The sequence below is a fragment of the Bacillus sp. PPSBB_2 genome (assembly GCF_045291115.1).
GTDB lineage: Bacteria > Bacillota > Bacilli > Bacillales > Bacillaceae_G > Bacillus_A > Bacillus_A cereus.
The window spans coordinates 2,391,331-2,411,750 of the sequence record NZ_CP147983.1 but is presented as its reverse complement, the minus strand read 5'-3'; the positions used below and the strand labels follow the sequence as shown (position 1 = coordinate 2,411,750).

Genomic DNA, 20,420 nt, shown 5'->3' with positions numbered 1-20,420 from the left:
TTGTCTAATTACCTAATAAAAAAGAACTATAACATTTACAAACCCCGTCATAGTTCTCTTTATTTTAAAAACATAAAGTAATTGATTAATTTATCTAGTTCTTGACTCAATGCCAATACTTTTTCATGTTGAATTCCATAATCCGATACTAAATATAAAAGTTCTTCTTTTTTTATTTCAATTACTTCTTCCAATTTCGCTAGTTCCATGTCGTTTTACATCTCTCCAAAAATAAAATGTATGTATTTCAGTATAGCCTACTTACATAATTAGTAAAAGTAAAATACGCATGTAAAATCTTACATATTTGAAAAAATAATATACTACTAACAAAAAAAGAAACTAGATTAAACATCCTTTTACAGATCATTAACATTCATTAAGAATTAATAACATAACGGAATTTTTCTAATGTGATATCTTTATAATTTGGAGCTCTCTGTATATGATTAAAATAACTATATGAGAATTTAAATACATGACCAAAATCCCAATCGAATTCACTATAGTCTTTTATCCAAAATATATTTTCAGTTGGTAAAATATTTGCACGTTTAGATTGAATTAAAGGTAATCGATCTATAGGTGAGTGTAAAGTTATTTCCGTATTCAGCTTGAGCTTTTGGCTAGCTCTTAGTACGTATACTAGTTTTAACAGCGGACGTATCCCTCGTTGAAATATATCTATATGTCCTAAATCGTACATTATATTAATTGCGTGGGAGTATGTAAGCAAATGCCCAATTAAATCATGATGTGATTCCGCTCGATAAATACTATTAAATTTCGATAACTCATTTAAAATGAACTGAGATACTTGTGTTGGATTACTCAATTCACTTTGTATCTCCTCTTCAAAACTTAATTGTTTTACTTCTTTCGTCGTATAACCAATCCACGATCTACCCGGAATTGTTTTTCGAAATGATAAAATAAGAGTAGTAATCCCTTCAATTGCTTGATTATCACCCCATTTTTGTAGCTCTTTCATAGCTAATAAACTTAATGACGCATAAATGACGTTATGCCCCACCCAATGAAGCTCATCAATCGTTTGTTCTAAAGATTTTATAATCATATTTTCCGCAATTTTAAAATCTATTTCTTTTTTATCATCAATCATCTCTCCAATTTTTTTCTTGTTCAGCATCATCCTTGTTTGCGAATACATATTACGAGCTGTTTCTTCATCAATATTATTATCTTTCATAAAAAAATAACTAGCAATTGCAGATGCTCCAAAATGTGCATGCCAAATATCATTTGTTTCTTTTTTACATTGAGAAATAATTGAAAGACCGCCTTTTAAAATACTTTCATTTTCCATTGTTTTCCATTTTTCCTCTCCTAATAAAAATCACTATATTTTCATCCTAAAGATGGTGTCAGGACAAATAAAATGTGATTCGATTCATCACTTTTATTCAAAAATCGATGCTTTACATTCGGTGGAATACGTACAACATCGCCTTCTTCTAAAAAATATTCTTTTCCCTCCAATTCCACATACACTTCCCCTTTCATAATAACAGCAATCTCTTCCTTATCTTCATGGGAATAATGGCTTTCTGTTGTATTTGCTTGTTTATTTAAATCCATCATTAACATTTCAATACGTGCTTTCATAAAATCAGGTGTTAATACATCATATACAATGTGATCATTGTTTTCCCGATATACTTTTTTTCGATCTTTTTTCTTAGAAATGAGCGAATCTGTATCAATATCGTTAATAAAAAGTGTAAACAGCGGTACATTTAATGCTTTTGCAATTAATTCCAAAACATTTAAAGAAGGATTAGCATGTCCTCTTTCAATTTGGCTAATTAGTGATGTACTAATCCCCGCATAATCAGCGAAATCACGAATTGTCATATTATTTTTCTTACGATAACTTAATACTGTTTGTCCAAGCCTATCATGTATCATAGTAAAACTTCCTTTCGTCCATCATAATGCATGTTTCGTTGTCTTTGTGCTGACATACTAAACAAAGGCAAATAACCCTTCCCTATTATCTCCGGGACTTATATACTTACTTTTGTACATTATATCGCATTAAGTTTATTATAATAAACATTCTATCGGAGGGACAAACTTTGAAATCAACTATTCTTTCATATTGCATCTTATTTTTTGGTGTATTCGCCTTATCAACTTCAGCAATTTTTGTAAAATTGGCAGATGCTCCTGCGACAATCATTGCTTTTTACCGATTATTCTTTGCCACACTAATTCTGTTACCGTTATTACTATTTAATAAAAATAGTCGAAATGAGCTAAAAACTTTAACGAAAAAACAATGGGCACTTGGATTCGTATCTGGGCTATTTTTAGCTGCACATTATGTACTATGGTTTGAATCATTACAATATACTTCTGTAGCAAGCTCTACAGTTATCGTAACGTTACAACCTTTGTTCTCAATGATTGGTGGTTATTTTTTATTTAAGGAGAGATTTACGAAAGGAGCAGTTATTGGTTGCCTCATCGCTATTTCAGGTAGTATCATCATTGGCTGGCAAGATTTCCAAATTAGTGGAGAAGCTTTATATGGAGATATTTTAGCATTTATTGCTGCCGGTATCATTACTGCTTATTTTTTCATTAGCCAACACGTTCGTAAAGATTTGTCACTTATACCCTATTCAGTAATTAGTTATGGAAGTAGTGCTGGCTTTCTTGGCATATTTGCTTTCACGCAACAAGAATCTTTCATCCATTACTCTACACAAACTTGGTTGTGCTTTATTGGATTAGCTTTCATTGCTACAATTTTAGGACAAACCATTTTTAATTGGTTATTAAAATGGATGAGTGCTACTGTAATTTCAATGAGTATTTTAGGTGAAACAATTGGCACTTGTATACTAGCGTACTTTATATTACATGAGACCATTTCTTTACAACAAGGACTAGGAATTACCGTTATTTTTATTGGTTTAGTATTATTTTTATTGCAGCCAAGTTCTAATAAAAAAGCATGACAGTATACTGTCATGCTTTTAACTATTCATTATGTACAATTAAACCATTCGGTCTAAAACGACTCATCATAATTTCATTAATAAACTTTCCATGAGCTTTCAAATTCCCTATCTTTACTCCCTCTTCTACAAATCCAAATTTTTCATATAAAGCTTTTGCTTTTGGATTCGTTTCTAACACACCTAGTTCTACTCTCTCTAACATTAACCAATTATCAGCCAGATCAAGCATCTTCGTAAGAAGTGCTCTCCCAATTCCTTTATTATGATATTCACTGTCTACTCCAATGAATAAATCGCCTGAATGAGATCTTCGGCCCGGACTTTGTGTTAAACCTACAAACCCAACAACTTCTCCATCATATTCTGCAACAAATTCAAATTGATTTGGTGCTAAATTTCGAATTCTATTTTCCATAGCTTCTACACGCATGCTAGGTAAGAAAACCATATACGGTAAAACGTCATCCTGTATACATATACGATGAATTGCTCTAGCATCTTGTATTTCTACTGCTCTAACGTTGATTCCCATCTTTCTCTCCTCCATATAAATAACAATATATTTGTGTGTATTCTAGAAACGTTCACGAATGACCTTCTCGCCCGTATTTCTTTATGTCATTTTTACATAATTATTTCGATATAATACTTAATTTCCAAAAATATTAACGACTATATGGATTTGGTTAACTTTTCACCTTGTTATATAAATCAAGCAAATTTTCAATCAGAATACCATTTAGTTTCATGCCGACTATATCACAATTTTCTATTTCAATATTTTTCAGATTACTATTACTTATAGTGCTACCTTCCAAATCACATTTATCGAATACAATAGGTTCCTTCTCATCTCCGAGACTTGTATTTTTAAATTGCACTCCACCTAAAGTCACCAAATTAAATTTACTGCCAGAAAGATTTAAATCTGCATATGATGACCTTCTAAAATTTATATTTCTAAACTTGGATTGACTTACATGACAATTACTCATATTCATATTCATTATATTGCTACCAACAAATGAACTGTTTTTTAAATTCACTTGATAATACTCTGTATTTGCTAAATTACAGTTTTCGTATTGACTATTTTTCATATCTTTATTTGTAACTACACTCGCTTTGTTTGAGCTTGTCTTTATTCTTTTCACGTAACAATACTCATCTTCCGATTCAAAAATCATTTGGTAACCCATCTTTTTATAAAAGTGATGATTGTTAATTTGTCTACTAGATGTTTCGAGATCCCAAATCTTTATGTTCGGATATTCCTTTTCTATTAATTTCATAACATGTGATCCAATTCCTTTTCCTTGATAAACAGGATCTACAAAAATATGATCAATTCGACCGTACGACTTACCAGAAATCGTAACTATTATCCCTCCGATTATTTCTTTATCCATTACAACTTTGAAAGAATCCAATTCTTCAATGGAATATTCCATCATTTCAACTGAAGAATATCCTGGCGGTTGAATGTTATAATCAATGACATCATCTTGGCCGTATAGCCATTGTTTTGCTTCTGCATCAAATGTTCTTTTCATTATTTCTGTTAATTTCTCAGCATCTAAAATTGTAGCTTTTTCTATAGATATTTTCGTCATTTTCGTTTTCCCCTTCATTATTACAAACCAACCATTTTTGTGAATGGCATAATTATCAATTCACTTTATTACCCCCTATTAAAACATTTATATCCTTTTTTTTTAAAAACAAAGAAAATTAACACTAATCACCCTCTTTACTATTAAACTACAAATCACCCTATATTTTCCACGATTACTTAATATTAATGAATAATAAAAAGAGACCATGTAATATAAACATGTTCTCTTCTTTTATTCATTTTCAATTTTATCCCGCTATTTGCCGGGCAGTAGGACCCCCACCTCAAAATTCAGCGAAAGCAAAGAAGTTAGGTGGGGGTCGGGCTAATAATCAGCGGGGGCTGACACCCCACTGATTAAAGTTTCACTTTATATAATTAAAAATTAGATATTACTTAACTGCTGTAAATCTTCTATAAATTGACTCGCATCATATCCATCACAAACCGAATGATGTACTTGTAATGAAACTGGTAGCATAACCTTGTTTCCATCGTTAAAATATTTCCCACAAGTTATAATTGGCAATAGAAAATTTTCATCATTATTAATATTAAGATTAAATCCAGTAAAACTAGTCCAAGGTATGCTAGAAATCGGAAATACATTAGGCGGAATATTTTCTTTCGTGAAAAGACCATGAACACTAGCATAGCATCTCATATCGTCTTCATAATTATTATAAAAAGTGCGGAAATCACTTGAATAATCCGTCCATATACTTGAAAAAGACTTATCATCTTTATGAAAGATTGTATAACTCGGTATCATTTCCTCCCAATAGCCTACAACTCCTTCATCGTTAAAACATGTTCGAAATTTTTTATGATTATTTACTACTCTAGAAATTAAATATATAAAAACGGGATAAAATTTTATTCCCTTTTGATATACTTCCCCTAATAACATCGTGATATCAACATTCACAGTCATACTAAATGTACATTTCAACTTTAAATAATGCTCAAAATGCTGCTCTCTATTCCAATCTTCTCTATCAATTACATGAAACTTCATTCTAATAGCCTCCTAAAATTTTCTTTTTATTTTAGAAGGCTAATTCCCTTGCTTTCACCATAATTGTTCACTCCTAACAGTTTATACATTTGACCCTAATTATTTATTTAATTATATAACATATGTAAGAATCAATTCACATATTTCTGGAAATCCATCCACATACTATAGATAAATCAAATGAAATTTGGAGGATACATACATGAATGACAAAAATATGAATAAAAAAGAAAATGTTACTGAAAATACTACATCTATTCAAAATAATAATACTGCAAACCTTACTATTGAAGAACAAGCAATGAACGGCTTATACGGAATGCCCGAAACAACAATTGAAGATGCTGATCACGCTGCAGCTGATGATTTGACTTCAAAAAATTAATTAACTACATTGAAAAAAGCCAAGGGAAATATCCTTGGCTTTTTTCACTATGCATCCACCTTTTGTATTTCTTCACTCTTTCTTGAAAGTTTACCTGGCCAAAAAGCAAATCGACCTAAAACTACTGTAATCGCGGGTACAAGTAACGGTCTTACGATAAACGTATCTAGTAATACGCCAATTGCAGTTACAATACCAAATTGAACTAATACTTGAATTGGAAGTGTACCTAACACAGCAAAAGTTCCTGCTAAAATTAAACCTGCCGATGTAATAACACTACCTGTTTGTATTACACCATTTTTTACTGCATCCAAGTGATTTTGTGTCTTTCTGTTTTTCCATATTTCTGAAACCATAAAGATATTATAATCTTCACCTAAAGCAACTAAAAATACGAATGCGTACAACGGTATCGCACCTTGAATGGCCGGCGCTCCCATACCGTAATGAAGTAATATCCATCCTGCTCCTAACGCTGAGAAGAATGATAGGACAACAGTTACAATTAAATAAATCGTTGCAACAACCGATCGTAAATAGACAAGTAATAGTAAAGCGATAATGCTAATCATTACTGGAATAATTACTGATTCATCACGTTCCGTAATTTGCTTTGTATCATATAATGAAGCTGTTTCTCCACCAATCCACAATTGCTCTTCAGCATTACTAATCCCAGCATCTTTTAATACTTTTTCTACATTACTTTTCAATTTAGGAATTTGATCTAACGCTTCAATTGAGTATGGATTTTCCGCTAAAGAAACTTCATACATTTGTATTTGCTTATTTTCTTTTCCCTCTTTTGGCTCTTTCACTGTATTTACGAAAGAAAATTTCTCTAGTTCTTGTTTAATAGGAAGCTCTTTGCCTTTCGTATCAACAACAACTTTTACTGGTGCTAGTTCACCAGCTGAGAAATGATCACTAATTAACGTAAACCCTTCACGAGAAGGCATATCCTTTGGAAACGACTCTAATAAGTCATATGTGTATTGAATACGTGGTACGAATGAAGCCAATCCGCCTAATACAAATACAGTTAGCATAATTATTGTCCACGGTCTTCGTACTACAATATCTCCAAGTTTTTTACTAAAGGAGCCTTTTGATTTTTCAACTTTTACAGCCCTCTTTTTCTTTCTTGCAAACTCCTCATTCATTGAAGTTGTTCTCGGTATAAACGGGAAAAATGCAATTCTACCGAATATTAATAATAGTGCTGGTAAAATCGTTAAAGCAGCGATTCCCATTATAAATACAGCAACACTAAATGGTACTGCAAATCGATGAAAGGCTCCATAATGAGCAAGTAGTAATGTTCCTAATCCAAGTACAACAGTTAATGCACTCATTATAATTGCACCGCCAGAAGCTTTAATCGCAAGTTGTAATGCTTTATATTTACTTTCTTCTTCTAACAAGTACTCTCTATATCTCGAAATTAAAAATAGACAATAGTCCGTTCCAGCGCCAAACAATAATACTGTCATAATTGATATCGCTTGGGCATCTACTTTAATCCATCCGTGATCAGCTAAAAAACCGAGTGTAGGACTAATAATACCGTATGCAAAGCCAACAACAAGTATAGGTAAAATCGCTAAAATTGGTGAACGATACAGTAAAATTAACAAAACTAACACTAGTAGTACAGTAGCCACTAACAATTTCACATCTGCTTGACTAAATAAACTAACTGCATCCGTTTGAATACCTACAGGTCCTGATAATCGAACATGTAAACCAGATTCACTTATTTTTTGTTTAAATGGATCTTCATCCACCTTACTATTCACTATTTTTCTAAACTCTTCAAGATTTCCTTTTAATATATCCGTACCAGCAGATTTATTAAAAAATACCGGTGTAACAAATGATGTACCATCTTTTGACGCACTTTTTAATAATACTTGCTCTGGGATTGTATCAAATGGTGGTAACGTTGATTGTTCTTTTAAAGGACTAGATTTTAACTCTTTATAAACATCTTGTATGAGTTTATAATCCTGTGACTGTAATCCACCATCTCTATACCATACTACTAACAATGGATTCCCTGCATTATTCGGAAACTCTTTTTTCATAAGCGCTTCCGCTTGCTGTGACATAGCTGTTTCAGGTAAATTTTTCGGATTCGGTTCTTTCGTACTGTTTACTTGTGGTAACGTAAATGAAAGTAATAATGTAATAAGAACCCACACCGATAAAGTGATCCACTGCGTATTTCTCCCTGCTACAAGCCTCCCTAACATATGTAACGGGTGCTTTTTCATAAAAACCCACCTTCCTTTTTTCCTCCATTATTAATTATATATACCGGTCGGTTAATTAATCAAGAATGATTGAAAATTATGTTATAATTATCTCAATCATAAATGTCAGGAGCGAATGTATTTGGAACAAAAACAACGTCCTCTCGGAAGGCCGCGTCAAAATAAAAATACAAAATCTACAAAAGAAACCATTTTAGAAGTAGCAACCCGCTTATTTCTTACACAAAATTATCAAGTCGTTTCTATGGATGAGGTCGCAAAAGTTTGTGGTGTTACGAAAGCAACTGTCTACTATTACTATTCAACAAAAGCCGATTTATTTACCGCTACTATGATCGAAATGATGGTACGTATACGTGAGAATATGTCTCAAATACTCTCTACAAACAAAACTTTAGAAGAAAGATTATTAGACTTCGCTAAAGTTTACTTACACGCAACGATGGATATTGATATGAAAAATTTTATGAAAGATGCAAAACTGTCGTTATCTGAAGAACAATTGAAACAATTAAAAAATGCTGAAGATAATATGTATGAAGTACTAGAAAAAGCACTCGATAATGCGATGCACATCGGAGAAATTCCGAAAGGAAACGCTAAATTTGCGGCTCATGCTTTCGTATCTTTATTATCTATTGGGAATTTTAAAGATGAAAATCACAATCCTATTCTTGCAAATATAGATGAATTAGCACAAGAAATCGTTTCTTTTTATTGGAACGGATTAGGTCATTCATATTAAACTAATTTGCTTTAATAAAAGAGCATGTTTGAATTTTTTCAAACATGCTTTTTTATCATTTAAGTGTTTTATTTATATACCAACAATTAGACTACACTTTAGCATCCATTATTAAAAAATTATTATCTTTACCTTTTACAAATTTTGAAGTTGAACATTTATATTCTCCTTACTTAATCCCCCATGGTAACAAACTACAGATTCAATATCTAGATTTAAATACTTCTTCAAAGACTGCCGTGCTTCCATAATATTTAAAGTTGTTGGGGCATGAACTCCTCCTAACACTCCATTCACACTATACATCGAGTCTCCAGCGACAAGAATTTTACTTTGTTTCAAATATAAACTAATATGCCCCGGAGTATGCCCTGGAGTATGGAGAATTAGTATTCCACCGCAATACGGAAGTTCTTGCCCGTCAATCACAGTGTCACTCACTTTTCCTTTTGGTCGGTTCTCTATATTTCCATCCTTCAATAAAGGTAAATCCCCCTCGATATATGGCTTATCTAGTCCGTGCGCATAAACTTTAATATTACTTCGACAGCACTGCAACAATTCCGGAAGACTACCTATATGATCAATATCCTGATGCGTCAAAATCACGAATTTTAACTTATCAAATGATACCCCAACCTTTTCCATCTCTACTTGTATATCTTCAATTTGTCCTGGGAAACCCGTATCTATTAATACTGCCATTTCATCATCCCATAAAAGAATTGGATGAATAACAAATTCTTGAAATTCAAGTTGTAACATTTCTATCCCTTTAGCAATCTCCATACAGCCATTCTCCTTTATGTTGAAGTTTGAAAATATGTACGAGTAAACTGAAAATATAAAGTGAAACTTTAATCCGTGGAGCTTTTACTACTCGGCAAATAGCGGGATAAAGCACCTCTATCTTATAATATGTTTTGTCATCCCAATAGAGAATGCTTCAAACCCTATAGATTCATAGTAAGATTGCAATTTTTCTACACACATAAGTTGTGGAATAACCTTGTTTTGTTCACAGTGTTGGATTAATCGTTCCACTATTTCTCTCCCAATACCAATGGACTGATATTTTGGCAATACACCAACTCCACAAATAATGCCTGTTATGACTCTATCTGATATGACACGCCCCATCCCTACTAACCTCTTATCATCAAAAACATAAATTGCATACCAACTTTGCTTACACATTCGTTCTAACTCGTTAACCGTTAATTTAAGAGAATTCCATCCTAAAGATTCGTATAAGGATAATAATCCATTAAAATTTGTAGGATGTTCACTTGTGTAGCGTATACTATTTCCCATGTAAATACTCCCTATTCTCTGGCTTGTTTATATTTCATAAAATTCCCTTTACACAAATCTGATCGATGTAAAAATAACTAGAACAAACTTCAATAAGAAAGATAGAATTCCTTCTCAATATAAAATAAAAAGAAGTTATCTCACTTAAGATAACTTCTTTTTATATAAGACTCTCATTATATTATTAACCAAAAAATATACAACTGCATACGATTAGCACAAACAAAACTAATAAACCATTTGAGAAATAACCCATAGAATACTACCCCTTTATTTCATTATGTAAAAGATTTTATCATAAAATTATTTACAACATAATAACCGAAAAAGACATTGTATTCATTAGTTATATACGTTTAGTAATATTTTATTTTCGGTTATATTCTCGTTCCCTGAAAGTGCTTATCATACTCTTCTACTTCAGTTCATATAAGTTCAAAATATTAAATAATAAGTAAAAAAGACCTCCACCTTACGAGATCTTTTTTACTTATTTTCCAAATACACTAATTGATTCTTCCTCAATTACAAGTAAACAATTAGCATATTACATGATTTAATATCCCAATAGCCAATTCAACTCTATTAATTCGGTTCGATCTTAATATCCCCCTTTTATTCCAAAAACTCAATAATCGTTTCACAGACTTTATCCATCTCCTCGATATCTGGGAAATGTCCACTATTTTCAAATATAACAAGTTTACCATTTTTCAATTGTCTCGTTATTCTATAACTCATTCCTACACCCGTGTTATAGTCATGCGCTCCAACTATGACACACGTATCAATTTCTAAACCTTTAATACGCTCAATAAGCGGTAAAGATGCTTTTGTTCCAAAAATAACTTTGCTCATCTTCCCTGTATTACTTAACTGACCTTCCTCCCAAAGACTCCGATTTAGCTTTGCAAATTCTTCATTTTTAAACAATAGTTGATCTACATTTTCTGTATCAACTATACTCCAAACTTGATTATATTTTTCTTTTAGCGCAATTTTCGACTTACTTATTTTCAATATTTGTTCTTTCATTTCCCCTTTCGTTACTTGTAGAAAACCTTCTATCTGCACAGTATACATATCATTTAAATCATCTAACGATGGTGCTTGTAATACCATTTGTTCAACATTTCTTGGATATTTCAAAGCATACTCTAAACAAAGTTGTCCACCAAAAGAATATCCTAACAAATTTATCTTCTCTACATGTAATTGCTTTCTTAATTCCTCTAAATCTTCGACTAGAGTATTGATTGAGTACTCACTGTCATCTTGTGGTGCCTCACTTCGTCCGCAACCTCTTTGTTCGTAATAAACTACAGTCATATTTCCTTCTAACTTCAAACCAAGCGTTCTTTCGAATACATAATGATTACCACCTGGACCACCATGTACTATAATAAGAAGGACTGTATTATGAGCTGTCCCTGCAACTTTACACCAATGCATAATCCCATTGATTTTCAAATAGTGTATACCATCTTGCAACATTAACTGATTCATTTATCCTCTCTCCTCATCGCTCACTTATTACTATCTAAATGTATAAGTTCTGACCATTTACACTTTTCCCCTTTATATTCTTTAGACACTATCCTCATTTATATGAATAGCTTTCTTATTCAAAAATAGATTTTTAAAAATTCCTACTCCCACAATTAATAAACCTATACCAACTAATTTATTTACTTGTAATGGAACACTCTCCATTCCAAATAATCCGAATGTATCAATGCATAACGCAACGACCAATTGAGTAATAAGACTAATTAGCACCGTATATGCTGGGCCTAAGCTCTTTATTGCACCCATTATACAAATAATTAACCCGATACCAAACAGTCCACTTACATAAAACAAATAATTTGTAGTATACACTTTAATGTTAATACTGTTTTCTGTAATGATATAAAATAGAATAGAACTAATGAGACCTATTCCAAGGACACATGTAGTTGTTAACCACTGTCCTACATTTTCATTTACTTTTGCATTAAAAACAGATTGTACGCTAATTAATATTCCTGCTAATATAGCTAAACTAAATCCAATCAAAATCTTCCTCTCCCTTTCATTGCTCATATATATTATCTTTAGCAACTTCCTTCATTCTAGAAAAATCTTTAATTACAATAACTCCATTACTCTTTTCAATTAGTTTTTCATTATAAAATCTTTGTAATACCCGAATTACGTGCCTATAACTTACCCCTATAAAATCTGCAATACTCGTTACTGAAGTTGCATCCAAATCCCCTTTATACATATTCCCGTTACTATCTGTTGAAATTGAAAGCAAATAACTAGCTACACGTACTTCTACAGGATAAAGTAAATTAAGAGCAGTAAAACGAGTCGATATTTTTAACGTGTTGGCAATGTTTTCAAGCAAGAACTTCATAAATATAGGATCATGTAATAACTTGTTTCTAATAACCGTATTAGAAATAGAGATTGCTACAACATCTGAACAAGCCTCAACGACATTATGTGCTTTGCTATTTTGAATTAATTCAATATCACCAACAATGGCCAATGGATTGATAAAGCGAAGGATTAGTTTCTTCCCTTCAGGTGTAATCGTGTAAACTTTTACTTTACCTTTAACAACAAAATATAAACGATCCATTTCGTCATCTATATTGCAAATAAGCTCGCCTTTTTCAAAGTGATTTAATTGAAAATAAGCTGTATCTATTTCTGAAAAAATCTCGAGCGTTTTATTGGTTCTCAAATAATGCGTAATTAAAGCTGATTTATCCTCCATATTCATTTCTCCTTTCATTTACATATTAAATACAACAATACCTATAATCATTACTATTGTTCCCACAATATGATATCTCTCCATCTGTATCTTTTTTATATGAAACAGTCCTTTCATTTCAATAACTGTTGCCGTTAACAATTGAGCAACCATTAGTGTGCCAGCTGTCAATGTAACTCCTAGTGAATATATCGCCATCGTTTCTGCACAAATAATGAATCCGCCAAATGCACCCGCTGCTAAATATACTTTTTTCACACTCTTTAAATCTGTTACTTTCTCTTCTTTCTTTAACAAAAATACAGTTGTTGCAATAATGAATCCAATTAAATGGGTTATAATACTCGTCGACCATATACCGATATGTGAACTAAGTTTCGCATTAAAGGTTCCTTGAAGCGTTATAAATATCCCCGCAAAAACAGCAAATATAATACCTTTCAAAAAATCATCTCCTCATCTTTTATTTCTGACTTAATTAAAAGCTATAATCCTATAATGGCAAAAGGACAAATGTCACATCACTATGAAAATAACTTGGAATGAAAAAAACACACCTCAAAAATGCGAGATGTGTTTTTGATTATTTATATATAATGTTTTTCGGATAAAAATTACGCTACATTAAAAGATTTCTTTTTCATAACAAACTTTGCAAATAAGAAACGTACAAGCGGTCCCATAATAATTAATTGTAATGGATATGCCATTATGAAATTTTTAATAAAAATCGAAAAATAAATTGAAACAAATGAATCTCCTTGTAGTCCACCATGTAAATGCATCATAGCCATACCAAAAAATGACATAAAGAACACCATTCCAATTACCATAGTTGTCGCCATTGCAACGATAATATTTATTTTCTTAGATTTATCAAATGGCAACATGAATACAATTTTTTTCGCACAAGGTCCAACTATACACATTTCAATTAATAGCGCAATAATAAAGCCAATTAATAGTTCTAATGCAATCTCTTTAATATAAATTGATCCTCCGGTTTCATTCATTAGTAAATTGTAAAACGTCATTACGATAACCATTCCAAGGCACATCATCATGCCAAATTGGAGGTTTTCCTTTCTTGTTGTTGGCAAATTTCATCATCCTCTCTCTTTGAGTCTTTGTCATTATATCGACATTGGAACCTCCTTCGTAAGTGAACATTTTGTGAACAAATTTAAAACGTTTTCATGTATTTTCTTTACTTTCAACTCAAATTCTCACTTTTACTTATAAAGGTTTTATATATTTCAATGTTGAATTACTAAATTTAACATTGCATTACATTATTACTAGGAGGATAACCATGAATGAAGCAGAATTTTACGCATATCACATCGTAACAAGGAAAAAAATGCATATCGGACAAATGATTCCTTTTAACAAAAATCAACACAATACTCTATATCACTTCTTTTTTGAAAGAGAACAATTAAATGCTAATGGTGAAGATGGCATACAAATTTTAAATAATCACTATAAAAATGACGAATTACATATAAATAATGAAAATGCTAAAGTAGTTATGAGTTATATGGATCAAACAATTAGAGCAGTTAGAGAAACAATAGTAGAAATGGTTAGACTACAAGAATTCCCTGAATACCCTTCCAGGTTATCTTGTTTATACGCTGCTAAAAGCTATGAGGATGCTTTGAAATGGAGAGCGCTATTTGATTCTTACAATCGAGAAGTTTTACAGATTGTTAAACTACGAGTAATCGGAAGTTCTTTTGAAGGTGACGGTAATCTTTTACCGAAAGAAGATGGCATTCCTTTTTCTCAAAAAATCGAACAAGCTAGAGAGTATTGGAAAGGAAATATTAGAAATGAGCTTCCTGAGCTACTGATTAATGGCGAAATTGAAGTTGTGGAAATTATTGATGACTTCTCCTCAATTCATATTTAATTTCTAACTAAATCATATAGGATGGAGATTACAATGAAGAAAAAAGTGTACTTCAATCATGATGGCGGCGTAGATGATTTAATTTCATTATTTTTATTACTTCAAATGGAAAACGTTGAACTTACCGGTGTATCTGTTATCCCAGCAGACTGCTATTTAGAACCCGCAATGTCTGCCAGTCGTAAAATTATCGATCGTTTCGGCAAAGGTAATATTGCCGTAGCCGCTTCAAACTCTCGCGGGCAAAACCCGTTTCCGAAAGACTGGCGGATGCATGCATTTTATGTAGATGCTTTACCAATTTTAAATGAGTCTGGAAAAGTTGTAACACCCGTGGTGGCAAAGCCTGCACATCACCATTTAATAGAAACACTCCTACAAACGGAAGGAAAAACAACTTTATTATTTACCGGGCCCCTAACTGACCTTGCTCGTGCATTATATGAAACTCCCATCATCGAAGATAAAATTGAACGTCTCGTTTGGATGGGTGGTACATTTCTTACAGCAGGCAATGTACATGAACCAGAGCATGATGGAACAGCTGAGTGGAATTCGTTTTGGGACCCTGAAGCAGTGGCTCGTGTATGGGATGCACAAATTAAAATCGACTTAGTGACACTAGAAAGTACAAACCAAGTTCCGTTAACTATAAACATACGTGAACAGTGGGCAAAAGAACGAAAGTATATTGGTATGGATTTCCTTGGTCAATGCTATGCAATGGTTCCCCCTCTCGTTCACTTCTCAACGAACTCTACCTACTATTTATGGGATGTACTAACTACCGCGCTTGTCGGAAACACTAACCTTGCAAAAACTGAAACGATTAATAGTATCGTTCATACATACGGACCAAGCCAAGGACGTACAGAGGAAACTACTAATGGACGACCTGTAAATGTCGTTTACGATGTAAAACACGATGTTTTCTTTGAATATATTACTAAATTAGCTAAAAAAGCTACTACTTGAAACCTCAATAACACGAAAAAAATTTATTAAGAATGATATACTTTAATTAATATAACATGAGGTGATAAGATGGATTATGAGTTACTAAAAGAACGAATAGAAATTATAACTTCTAGAATTAAATACATAGGTGGTGAAGTTCAAGAAGTTTGTATAGATGAACCATCTTCCCTTGAACAAATAATCCAAGTAGAAGAAAAACTGGATATTAAACTACCAAATAGCTTCAAAAAAGTACTTTTAGAGTTCTCAGGAAATTTTAGCTTACGCTGGTTTTTACCTGACGATGTAGAGCTACCAAATGAATTTACTGATATTTTTTGCGGAACACCCCACTGGAGTTTAGAAAGTCTTTCTAAATTCGAAAAAGAACGTAAAGACTTGGTTGACGAGTTTTTTTCAAATTTAGATGATGAATATGATGTAGTTTGGCACAACAAATTAGCATTTTGTGAAGTAGGAAATGGAGATTATTTAGCATTTGATATGAAAGATGATATAGATGCTCCAATAATTTACCTAAGCCACGACGATGGAGAAGGACATGGGTATAAGATTGCGAATAATTTCATTGAATTCATTGAGAATTGGTCAAGAGTAGCTTTTGTAGGATGCGAAGATTGGCAGTGGTTACCTTTCACTACCAGTTTTGAAAGTGGTATAAATCCAGATGATGAGCCAGCCAAAAAATTTAGAAATTGCTTGGGACTTAATATTTAAAAGAGTATTGAATTAAATTTCAATACTCTTTTTGTGCAATTTAATTATATTTGATTAATGTAGTGTCTTACAGATTATTCATTTCATAACCATTGACAAAATACGTTATTGTTTCTAACTCATCTTCATTTAATTCTCTATCTAGTTCTTGTTTGTACGCGGCCTTTATCTTCTCTTCATCGCCCTTATGAGCTTCTGTATAAGTTCCTACTGCTTTTAACATGCGAATCTCTTGTAAAAACTCCTCTCGATTTATCGCTTCCCCATGAGAAAGAATATATGTCTCAGCATCAAATTTTTCTAATTCATCTATTAATGCAAACGTTCTTTTCGTCGTATAGTTCCACTTCGAGGAAAAAATATCTGCATATATACAGTCCCCTAAAAACAATATCTTTTCTTCTTTTATGTACATAACAACTGAATCATATGCATGATCTCCGCCCACATGTTTTAACACGCATGTCACCTCACCAAGATCTAATTCCATTTGATCCTGGAACGTTAAGGCCGGAGGAATAATGTTAATATTTCTCGCTTTTTTTTCAAACTCTTTCTTGATGCAATCCGCACAAAATTCAATTTCAGTACCCTCTTTTACGCGTGCATCCAACGCTTCATCTGTCCATTCATAAGATACTATTGTCTGCATTTCTTTTTTCGTTTCAGCGTGCGAAATAGTTAATGCATTCCGTAATACAGATAATCCAAAAATATGATCCCAATGCCAATGCGTTAGTGCTACAAAATCAGGATTTGATACATTTTGTTCTTTTAACATTTCTAAAAATAATTGCGCATGTTCTTCTGAATTCCCTGCATCGATCATTAACGTTTTTTCTTTTCCAACAACCATTCCTAATATAGGTCTATCTGTTTCAGAAACAGGTGTCATATACCAAAATGAGTTTCCTATTTTTTTAATTTGTTGCATAACCAATTCCCCTTTTCATTTCCTCACTTAAGTTTAATATATAGATTATAACGAATCACTACTTTTTTCTCTATACTCAAACACAATTACTTGGACTAATCTAACTTTTCTTTTCGTAAGCTAAAAATAAGGGAATAGAATCGGAGTGTGATACTATGGAACGTTTATGGATCCCAATGATTGTAACATTTTTTTCGTTCGGTGGATTGCTATTAGGCGGTGCTGTTGGAGTAGCAACACGCCAACTCATTGAAGAAAAGATGCATCGTTTATACGCATTATGTGGCGGTATTTTGTTTGGGTTATTGTCACTTGAAATTATTCCTGAAACATTTTCAAGCTATGAAATGATTGGACCTATACTTGGTATAGCTATCGGTATTTTAGTTATGGGCTTATTAGATAACTATTGTCACCATCCAATGATACATAAAAAAGATCAACAAGCATGGCAAACCTTTCTTTTTCTCTCTTTCGCTATATTTATTCATAATATACCGAGTGGATTTGCGTTAGGTACAGCTTTTATAAATCATAATGACTCTGCCATTCCCTTTTTAATAGCAATCGTCGTTCACCATATTCCAGAAGGATTAGCTTTAATTATTCCATTTCTTTTTACAAAACATAAATATATTTCCTTTTTATTAACAACTTTATTACTTTCTCTTATTCTCGGTACTGGCACAGTTTTTGGCATTTTGATGGAAGGAAAAGCTCTTCACCTGCAAGGCCTCATTATGGGAAGTGCTATTGGTTCACTTGGATATGTCACAATTCATGAAATGCTTTGGAAAGCTAAGAAACAGCTCTCTTTCCTTACATTTCTAATGTGGGCAACTAGTGGTTTTTTACTAATAACAGTGTTCACTTTATTCGCTGGTCATCATTAAAGTTGCTAAAGTGAAACTTTTGTTCCTCCCACACTGATTCTTGGATTACAAATAACCAGATAAATTTTCTTATTTGTATATTTTTCCTATTTTTCCAAAACATAATGTTATCTACCTATTATAAGGAGGAACAATTATGTTTGGGAAAACAGCCGGTGAAGCATTAGTTGATTTATTAATTGACTGGGGAGTAGAACACATATACGGCATGCCTGGAGATTCCATTAATTCTATCATTGAAGCTTTAAGAAAAAAACAAGATAAAATTAAATTCATTCAAGTTCGCCATGAAGAAGCTGGTGCATTAGCAGCGGCTGCCTATGCGAAATTAACAGGAAAACTTGGCGTTTGTATGGCAATTGCAGGACCTGGTGCTATTCATTTATTAAATGGTTTATATGATGCGAAACTCGATAAAGCCCCTGTTCTAGCAATTTCAGGTCAAGTAGAAACCGATTTACTTGGAACGGACTTTTTCCAAGAAGTAAATTTAGAAAGAATGTTTGATGATGTTGCGGTTTATAACCAGCGTATTATGTCAGCAGAGCAACTACCTGCCGTAGTGAATCAAGCAATTCGAATGGCTTATACGAAAAAAGGTGTATCCGTTCTTACAATTCCAGATGATGTCCCTAAATTCGAAGTAAAAAATGGTGCCCGTGTTACAAATACTTCTTTTACTTTGCCTGAGTTGTTTCCACAAAAAAACGATTTAGATGCAGCGAAACTCGCAATAAATGAAGCGAAAAGGCCTGTGATTTTAGCTGGAAAAGGAACAAAACATGCGAGAGAATCTTTACTTGCATTGGCAGAACATATTGGTGCTCCAATCGTACTTACATTACCAGCTAAAGGAATTATTCCTGATGAACACCCTCTTTGTATTGGTGGATTAGGATTAATTGGAACGAAACCTTCTTATGAAGCAATGAAGCATGCAGATACTTTAATTATGGTCGGTACTTCTTATCCGTTCACCGGCTTCTTACCTGAAAAAGCAAAAACAATTCATATCGATACAGATCCTGCCCAAATCGGGAAACGTTATGCGACAGATATTGGTTTAGCTGGTGATGCTGATAAAACATTACGATGGTTAATTGAAAATGTTGAAGAACACACAGACCATTCCTTCTTAGAACATCACCAAGAAATGATGAAAAAGTGGGAAGAAAAATTACACGATCAAGAAGAAGACTCTTCCATTCCAATTAAACCACAACGCGTTATGCATGCTCTGCAGCAAGTAGCACATGATGACGCAATTCTATCAGTCGATGTCGGAAATGTAACAGTATGGACCGCAAGACACTTCCGTATGACAAACCAGCAATTTGTCATTTCTAGCTGGCTCGCAACACTTGGTTGCGGTTTACCTGGTGCTCTTGCTGGAAAAATTGCATTCCCGGATAAACAAGTATTTGCAGTTTGTGGTGATGGCGGATTTGGAATGACGATGAATGACTTCGTAACAGCTGGAAAATATAAATTGCCAATCGTTGTCGTCGTATTAAACAATAATAAAATTGCGATGATTAAATTCGAGCAAGAAGTTATGGGTAATATCGAATTCGAAACAGATTTAACGAACCCTGATTTTGCAAAATATGCAGAGGCGTGTGGAGGTATTGGATACCGTGTTGAGAATTTAGATGAACTCCTTCCCGCTTTCGAAAATGCAGTAAAACAAAATAAACCGTGTATTATTGATGTAGTTGTAGATGCTAACGAAGCACCAATGCCAGCAAAAATCACATTTGGTCAAGCCGCTGGTTATACGAAGCATATGATAAAAGAATTATTTGAAGAAGGTAAGATTGATTTACCTCCACTTTAAACGAAAAAAGATAGCTGAAAACAATTTGTC

Annotated in this window: 23 protein-coding genes; 8 read left to right on the top strand and 15 right to left on the bottom strand. The window is 32.8% G+C overall.

The features are described 5' to 3' along the window. Positions 1-59 precede the first annotated feature (59 nt). The 3 genes from V6946_RS12120 to V6946_RS12110 all read right to left on the bottom strand — a co-directional run bounded on the left by V6946_RS12120 (position 60) and on the right by V6946_RS12110 (position 1,929). The gene (locus V6946_RS12120) at positions 60-209 is read right to left on the bottom strand and encodes an aspartyl-phosphate phosphatase Spo0E family protein (protein ID WP_006918631.1); all 150 of its coding nucleotides are present in this window, start codon (positions 207-209) and stop codon (positions 60-62) included. 170 nt (positions 210-379) lie between these two features. After that, a complete protein-coding gene (locus V6946_RS12115) occupies positions 380-1,327 on the bottom strand; it encodes a hypothetical protein (RefSeq protein ID WP_366981953.1) in 948 nt (315 codons plus the stop codon). A gap of 41 nt (positions 1,328-1,368) precedes the next feature. Continuing rightward, entirely contained in the window at positions 1,369-1,929 is a 561-nt protein-coding gene (locus tag V6946_RS12110; RefSeq protein ID WP_000581028.1) for a helix-turn-helix domain-containing protein, read from the bottom strand. A gap of 170 nt (positions 1,930-2,099) precedes the next feature. On the opposite strand from V6946_RS12110, the gene V6946_RS12105 reads away from it, so the two are divergent. After that, complete coding sequence (locus V6946_RS12105) at positions 2,100-2,987, top strand: DMT family transporter (protein WP_000843092.1); 888 nt, start codon at positions 2,100-2,102, stop codon at positions 2,985-2,987. Positions 2,988-3,009: 22 nt separating this feature from the next. Here V6946_RS12105 and V6946_RS12100 read toward each other — a convergent pair whose 3' ends face one another. The 3 genes from V6946_RS12100 to catA form a co-directional block, all read right to left on the bottom strand. Continuing rightward, entirely contained in the window at positions 3,010-3,522 is a 513-nt protein-coding gene (locus tag V6946_RS12100; protein WP_000512619.1) for a GNAT family N-acetyltransferase, read from the bottom strand. Between the two features lie 154 nt (positions 3,523-3,676). After that, positions 3,677-4,621 carry a GNAT family N-acetyltransferase gene (locus tag V6946_RS12095; protein WP_366981954.1) on the bottom strand — a complete coding sequence of 315 codons (945 nt, stop codon included), beginning with the start codon at positions 4,619-4,621 and terminating at the stop codon, positions 3,677-3,679. A 369-nt stretch (positions 4,622-4,990) separates the two neighbouring features. Next, positions 4,991-5,623, bottom strand: coding sequence for a type A chloramphenicol O-acetyltransferase (gene catA, locus V6946_RS12090; protein ID WP_366981955.1), 633 nt, complete (start codon positions 5,621-5,623; stop codon positions 4,991-4,993). 202 nt (positions 5,624-5,825) lie between these two features. Here catA and V6946_RS12085 point away from each other — a divergent pair, with 202 nt between their 5' ends. Further along, a complete protein-coding gene (locus tag V6946_RS12085; protein ID WP_006918627.1) occupies positions 5,826-6,008 on the top strand; it encodes a DUF4021 domain-containing protein in 183 nt (60 codons plus the stop codon). Between the two features lie 47 nt (positions 6,009-6,055). Here the strand turns inward: V6946_RS12085 and V6946_RS12080 are convergent, their stop codons facing one another. After that, positions 6,056-8,287: an MMPL family transporter gene (locus V6946_RS12080; protein WP_006918625.1), complete on the bottom strand. Its 2,232-nt coding sequence runs from the start codon at positions 8,285-8,287 to the stop codon at positions 6,056-6,058. Between the two features lie 121 nt (positions 8,288-8,408). On the opposite strand from V6946_RS12080, the gene V6946_RS12075 reads away from it, so the two are divergent. Then, positions 8,409-9,032, top strand: coding sequence for a TetR/AcrR family transcriptional regulator (locus tag V6946_RS12075; protein WP_000436025.1), 624 nt, complete (start codon positions 8,409-8,411; stop codon positions 9,030-9,032). A gap of 135 nt (positions 9,033-9,167) precedes the next feature. Here the strand turns inward: V6946_RS12075 and V6946_RS12070 are convergent, their stop codons facing one another. From V6946_RS12070 to V6946_RS12040, 7 genes are all read right to left on the bottom strand, one after another. After that, positions 9,168-9,821, bottom strand: a complete 654-nt coding sequence (locus V6946_RS12070) for an MBL fold metallo-hydrolase (protein WP_006918619.1) — start codon at positions 9,819-9,821, stop codon at positions 9,168-9,170. Between the two features lie 117 nt (positions 9,822-9,938). Further along, on the bottom strand, positions 9,939-10,346 hold the full coding sequence (locus V6946_RS12065; protein WP_006918618.1) for a GNAT family N-acetyltransferase: 408 nt from the start codon (positions 10,344-10,346) through the stop codon (positions 9,939-9,941). Positions 10,347-10,961: 615 nt separating this feature from the next. Further along, positions 10,962-11,852 carry an alpha/beta fold hydrolase gene (locus V6946_RS12060; RefSeq protein ID WP_006918617.1) on the bottom strand — a complete coding sequence of 297 codons (891 nt, stop codon included), beginning with the start codon at positions 11,850-11,852 and terminating at the stop codon, positions 10,962-10,964. An 81-nt stretch (positions 11,853-11,933) separates the two neighbouring features. After that, positions 11,934-12,404 (bottom strand): DMT family transporter, encoded by a 471-nt coding sequence (locus V6946_RS12055; protein WP_000579025.1) that lies wholly within the window; start codon positions 12,402-12,404, stop codon positions 11,934-11,936. 16 nt (positions 12,405-12,420) lie between these two features. Then, positions 12,421-13,116: a Crp/Fnr family transcriptional regulator gene (locus tag V6946_RS12050; protein WP_006918616.1), complete on the bottom strand. Its 696-nt coding sequence runs from the start codon at positions 13,114-13,116 to the stop codon at positions 12,421-12,423. Positions 13,117-13,134: 18 nt separating this feature from the next. Next, on the bottom strand, positions 13,135-13,560 hold the full coding sequence (locus V6946_RS12045) for a DMT family transporter (RefSeq protein WP_006918615.1): 426 nt from the start codon (positions 13,558-13,560) through the stop codon (positions 13,135-13,137). Positions 13,561-13,730: 170 nt separating this feature from the next. Further along, positions 13,731-14,216: a hypothetical protein gene (locus tag V6946_RS12040; RefSeq protein WP_006918614.1), complete on the bottom strand. Its 486-nt coding sequence runs from the start codon at positions 14,214-14,216 to the stop codon at positions 13,731-13,733. A gap of 212 nt (positions 14,217-14,428) precedes the next feature. Here V6946_RS12040 and V6946_RS12035 point away from each other — a divergent pair, with 212 nt between their 5' ends. The 3 genes from V6946_RS12035 (at position 14,429) to V6946_RS12025 (ending at position 16,726) form a co-directional block, all read left to right on the top strand. Beyond that, positions 14,429-15,031 carry a DUF2441 domain-containing protein gene (locus V6946_RS12035; protein ID WP_006918613.1) on the top strand — a complete coding sequence of 201 codons (603 nt, stop codon included), beginning with the start codon at positions 14,429-14,431 and terminating at the stop codon, positions 15,029-15,031. A 21-nt stretch (positions 15,032-15,052) separates the two neighbouring features. After that, entirely contained in the window at positions 15,053-16,006 is a 954-nt protein-coding gene (locus V6946_RS12030) for a nucleoside hydrolase (protein WP_140159254.1), read from the top strand. Positions 16,007-16,075: 69 nt separating this feature from the next. Further along, positions 16,076-16,726, top strand: coding sequence for an SMI1/KNR4 family protein (locus tag V6946_RS12025; RefSeq protein WP_006918611.1), 651 nt, complete (start codon positions 16,076-16,078; stop codon positions 16,724-16,726). A gap of 67 nt (positions 16,727-16,793) precedes the next feature. On the opposite strand, the gene V6946_RS12020 is transcribed toward V6946_RS12025, so the two are convergent. Then, positions 16,794-17,660, bottom strand: a complete 867-nt coding sequence (locus V6946_RS12020; protein WP_006918609.1) for an MBL fold metallo-hydrolase — start codon at positions 17,658-17,660, stop codon at positions 16,794-16,796. Between the two features lie 155 nt (positions 17,661-17,815). On the opposite strand from V6946_RS12020, the gene V6946_RS12015 reads away from it, so the two are divergent. Together V6946_RS12015 and V6946_RS12010 are read left to right on the top strand one after the other, a co-directional pair. Continuing rightward, positions 17,816-18,553, top strand: coding sequence for a ZIP family metal transporter (locus V6946_RS12015; RefSeq protein ID WP_000440615.1), 738 nt, complete (start codon positions 17,816-17,818; stop codon positions 18,551-18,553). 136 nt (positions 18,554-18,689) lie between these two features. Continuing rightward, complete coding sequence (locus V6946_RS12010; protein WP_366981957.1) at positions 18,690-20,390, top strand: pyruvate oxidase; 1,701 nt, start codon at positions 18,690-18,692, stop codon at positions 20,388-20,390. Positions 20,391-20,420: the final 30 nt, after the last annotated feature.

Bases quoted from the DNA above. Each gene is read 5' to 3' on its own strand.
- V6946_RS12035 (WP_006918613.1), top strand. From the start codon at position 14,429: ATGAATGAAGCAGAATTTTACGCATATCACATCGTAACAAGGAAAAAA.
- V6946_RS12050 (WP_006918616.1), bottom strand. From the start codon at position 13,116: ATGGAGGATAAATCAGCTTTAATTACGCATTATTTGAGAACCAATAAA.
- V6946_RS12080 (WP_006918625.1), bottom strand. From the start codon at position 8,287: ATGAAAAAGCACCCGTTACATATGTTAGGGAGGCTTGTAGCAGGGAGA.
- V6946_RS12015 (WP_000440615.1), top strand. From the start codon at position 17,816: ATGGAACGTTTATGGATCCCAATGATTGTAACATTTTTTTCGTTCGGT.
- V6946_RS12115 (WP_366981953.1), bottom strand. From the start codon at position 1,327: ATGGAAAATGAAAGTATTTTAAAAGGCGGTCTTTCAATTATTTCTCAA.
- V6946_RS12030 (WP_140159254.1), top strand. From the start codon at position 15,053: ATGGAGATTACAATGAAGAAAAAAGTGTACTTCAATCATGATGGCGGC.
- V6946_RS12020 (WP_006918609.1), bottom strand. From the start codon at position 17,660: ATGCAACAAATTAAAAAAATAGGAAACTCATTTTGGTATATGACACCT.
- V6946_RS12025 (WP_006918611.1), top strand. From the start codon at position 16,076: ATGGATTATGAGTTACTAAAAGAACGAATAGAAATTATAACTTCTAGA.
- V6946_RS12070 (WP_006918619.1), bottom strand. From the start codon at position 9,821: ATGGAGATTGCTAAAGGGATAGAAATGTTACAACTTGAATTTCAAGAA.
- catA (WP_366981955.1), bottom strand. From the start codon at position 5,623: ATGAAGTTTCATGTAATTGATAGAGAAGATTGGAATAGAGAGCAGCAT.
- V6946_RS12010 (WP_366981957.1), top strand. From the start codon at position 18,690: ATGTTTGGGAAAACAGCCGGTGAAGCATTAGTTGATTTATTAATTGAC.
- V6946_RS12100 (WP_000512619.1), bottom strand. From the start codon at position 3,522: ATGGGAATCAACGTTAGAGCAGTAGAAATACAAGATGCTAGAGCAATT.
- V6946_RS12120 (WP_006918631.1), bottom strand. From the start codon at position 209: ATGGAACTAGCGAAATTGGAAGAAGTAATTGAAATAAAAAAAGAAGAA.
- V6946_RS12085 (WP_006918627.1), top strand. From the start codon at position 5,826: ATGAATGACAAAAATATGAATAAAAAAGAAAATGTTACTGAAAATACT.
- V6946_RS12095 (WP_366981954.1), bottom strand. From the start codon at position 4,621: ATGAAGGGGAAAACGAAAATGACGAAAATATCTATAGAAAAAGCTACA.
- V6946_RS12060 (WP_006918617.1), bottom strand. From the start codon at position 11,852: ATGAATCAGTTAATGTTGCAAGATGGTATACACTATTTGAAAATCAAT.
- V6946_RS12065 (WP_006918618.1), bottom strand. From the start codon at position 10,346: ATGGGAAATAGTATACGCTACACAAGTGAACATCCTACAAATTTTAAT.
- V6946_RS12110 (WP_000581028.1), bottom strand. From the start codon at position 1,929: ATGATACATGATAGGCTTGGACAAACAGTATTAAGTTATCGTAAGAAA.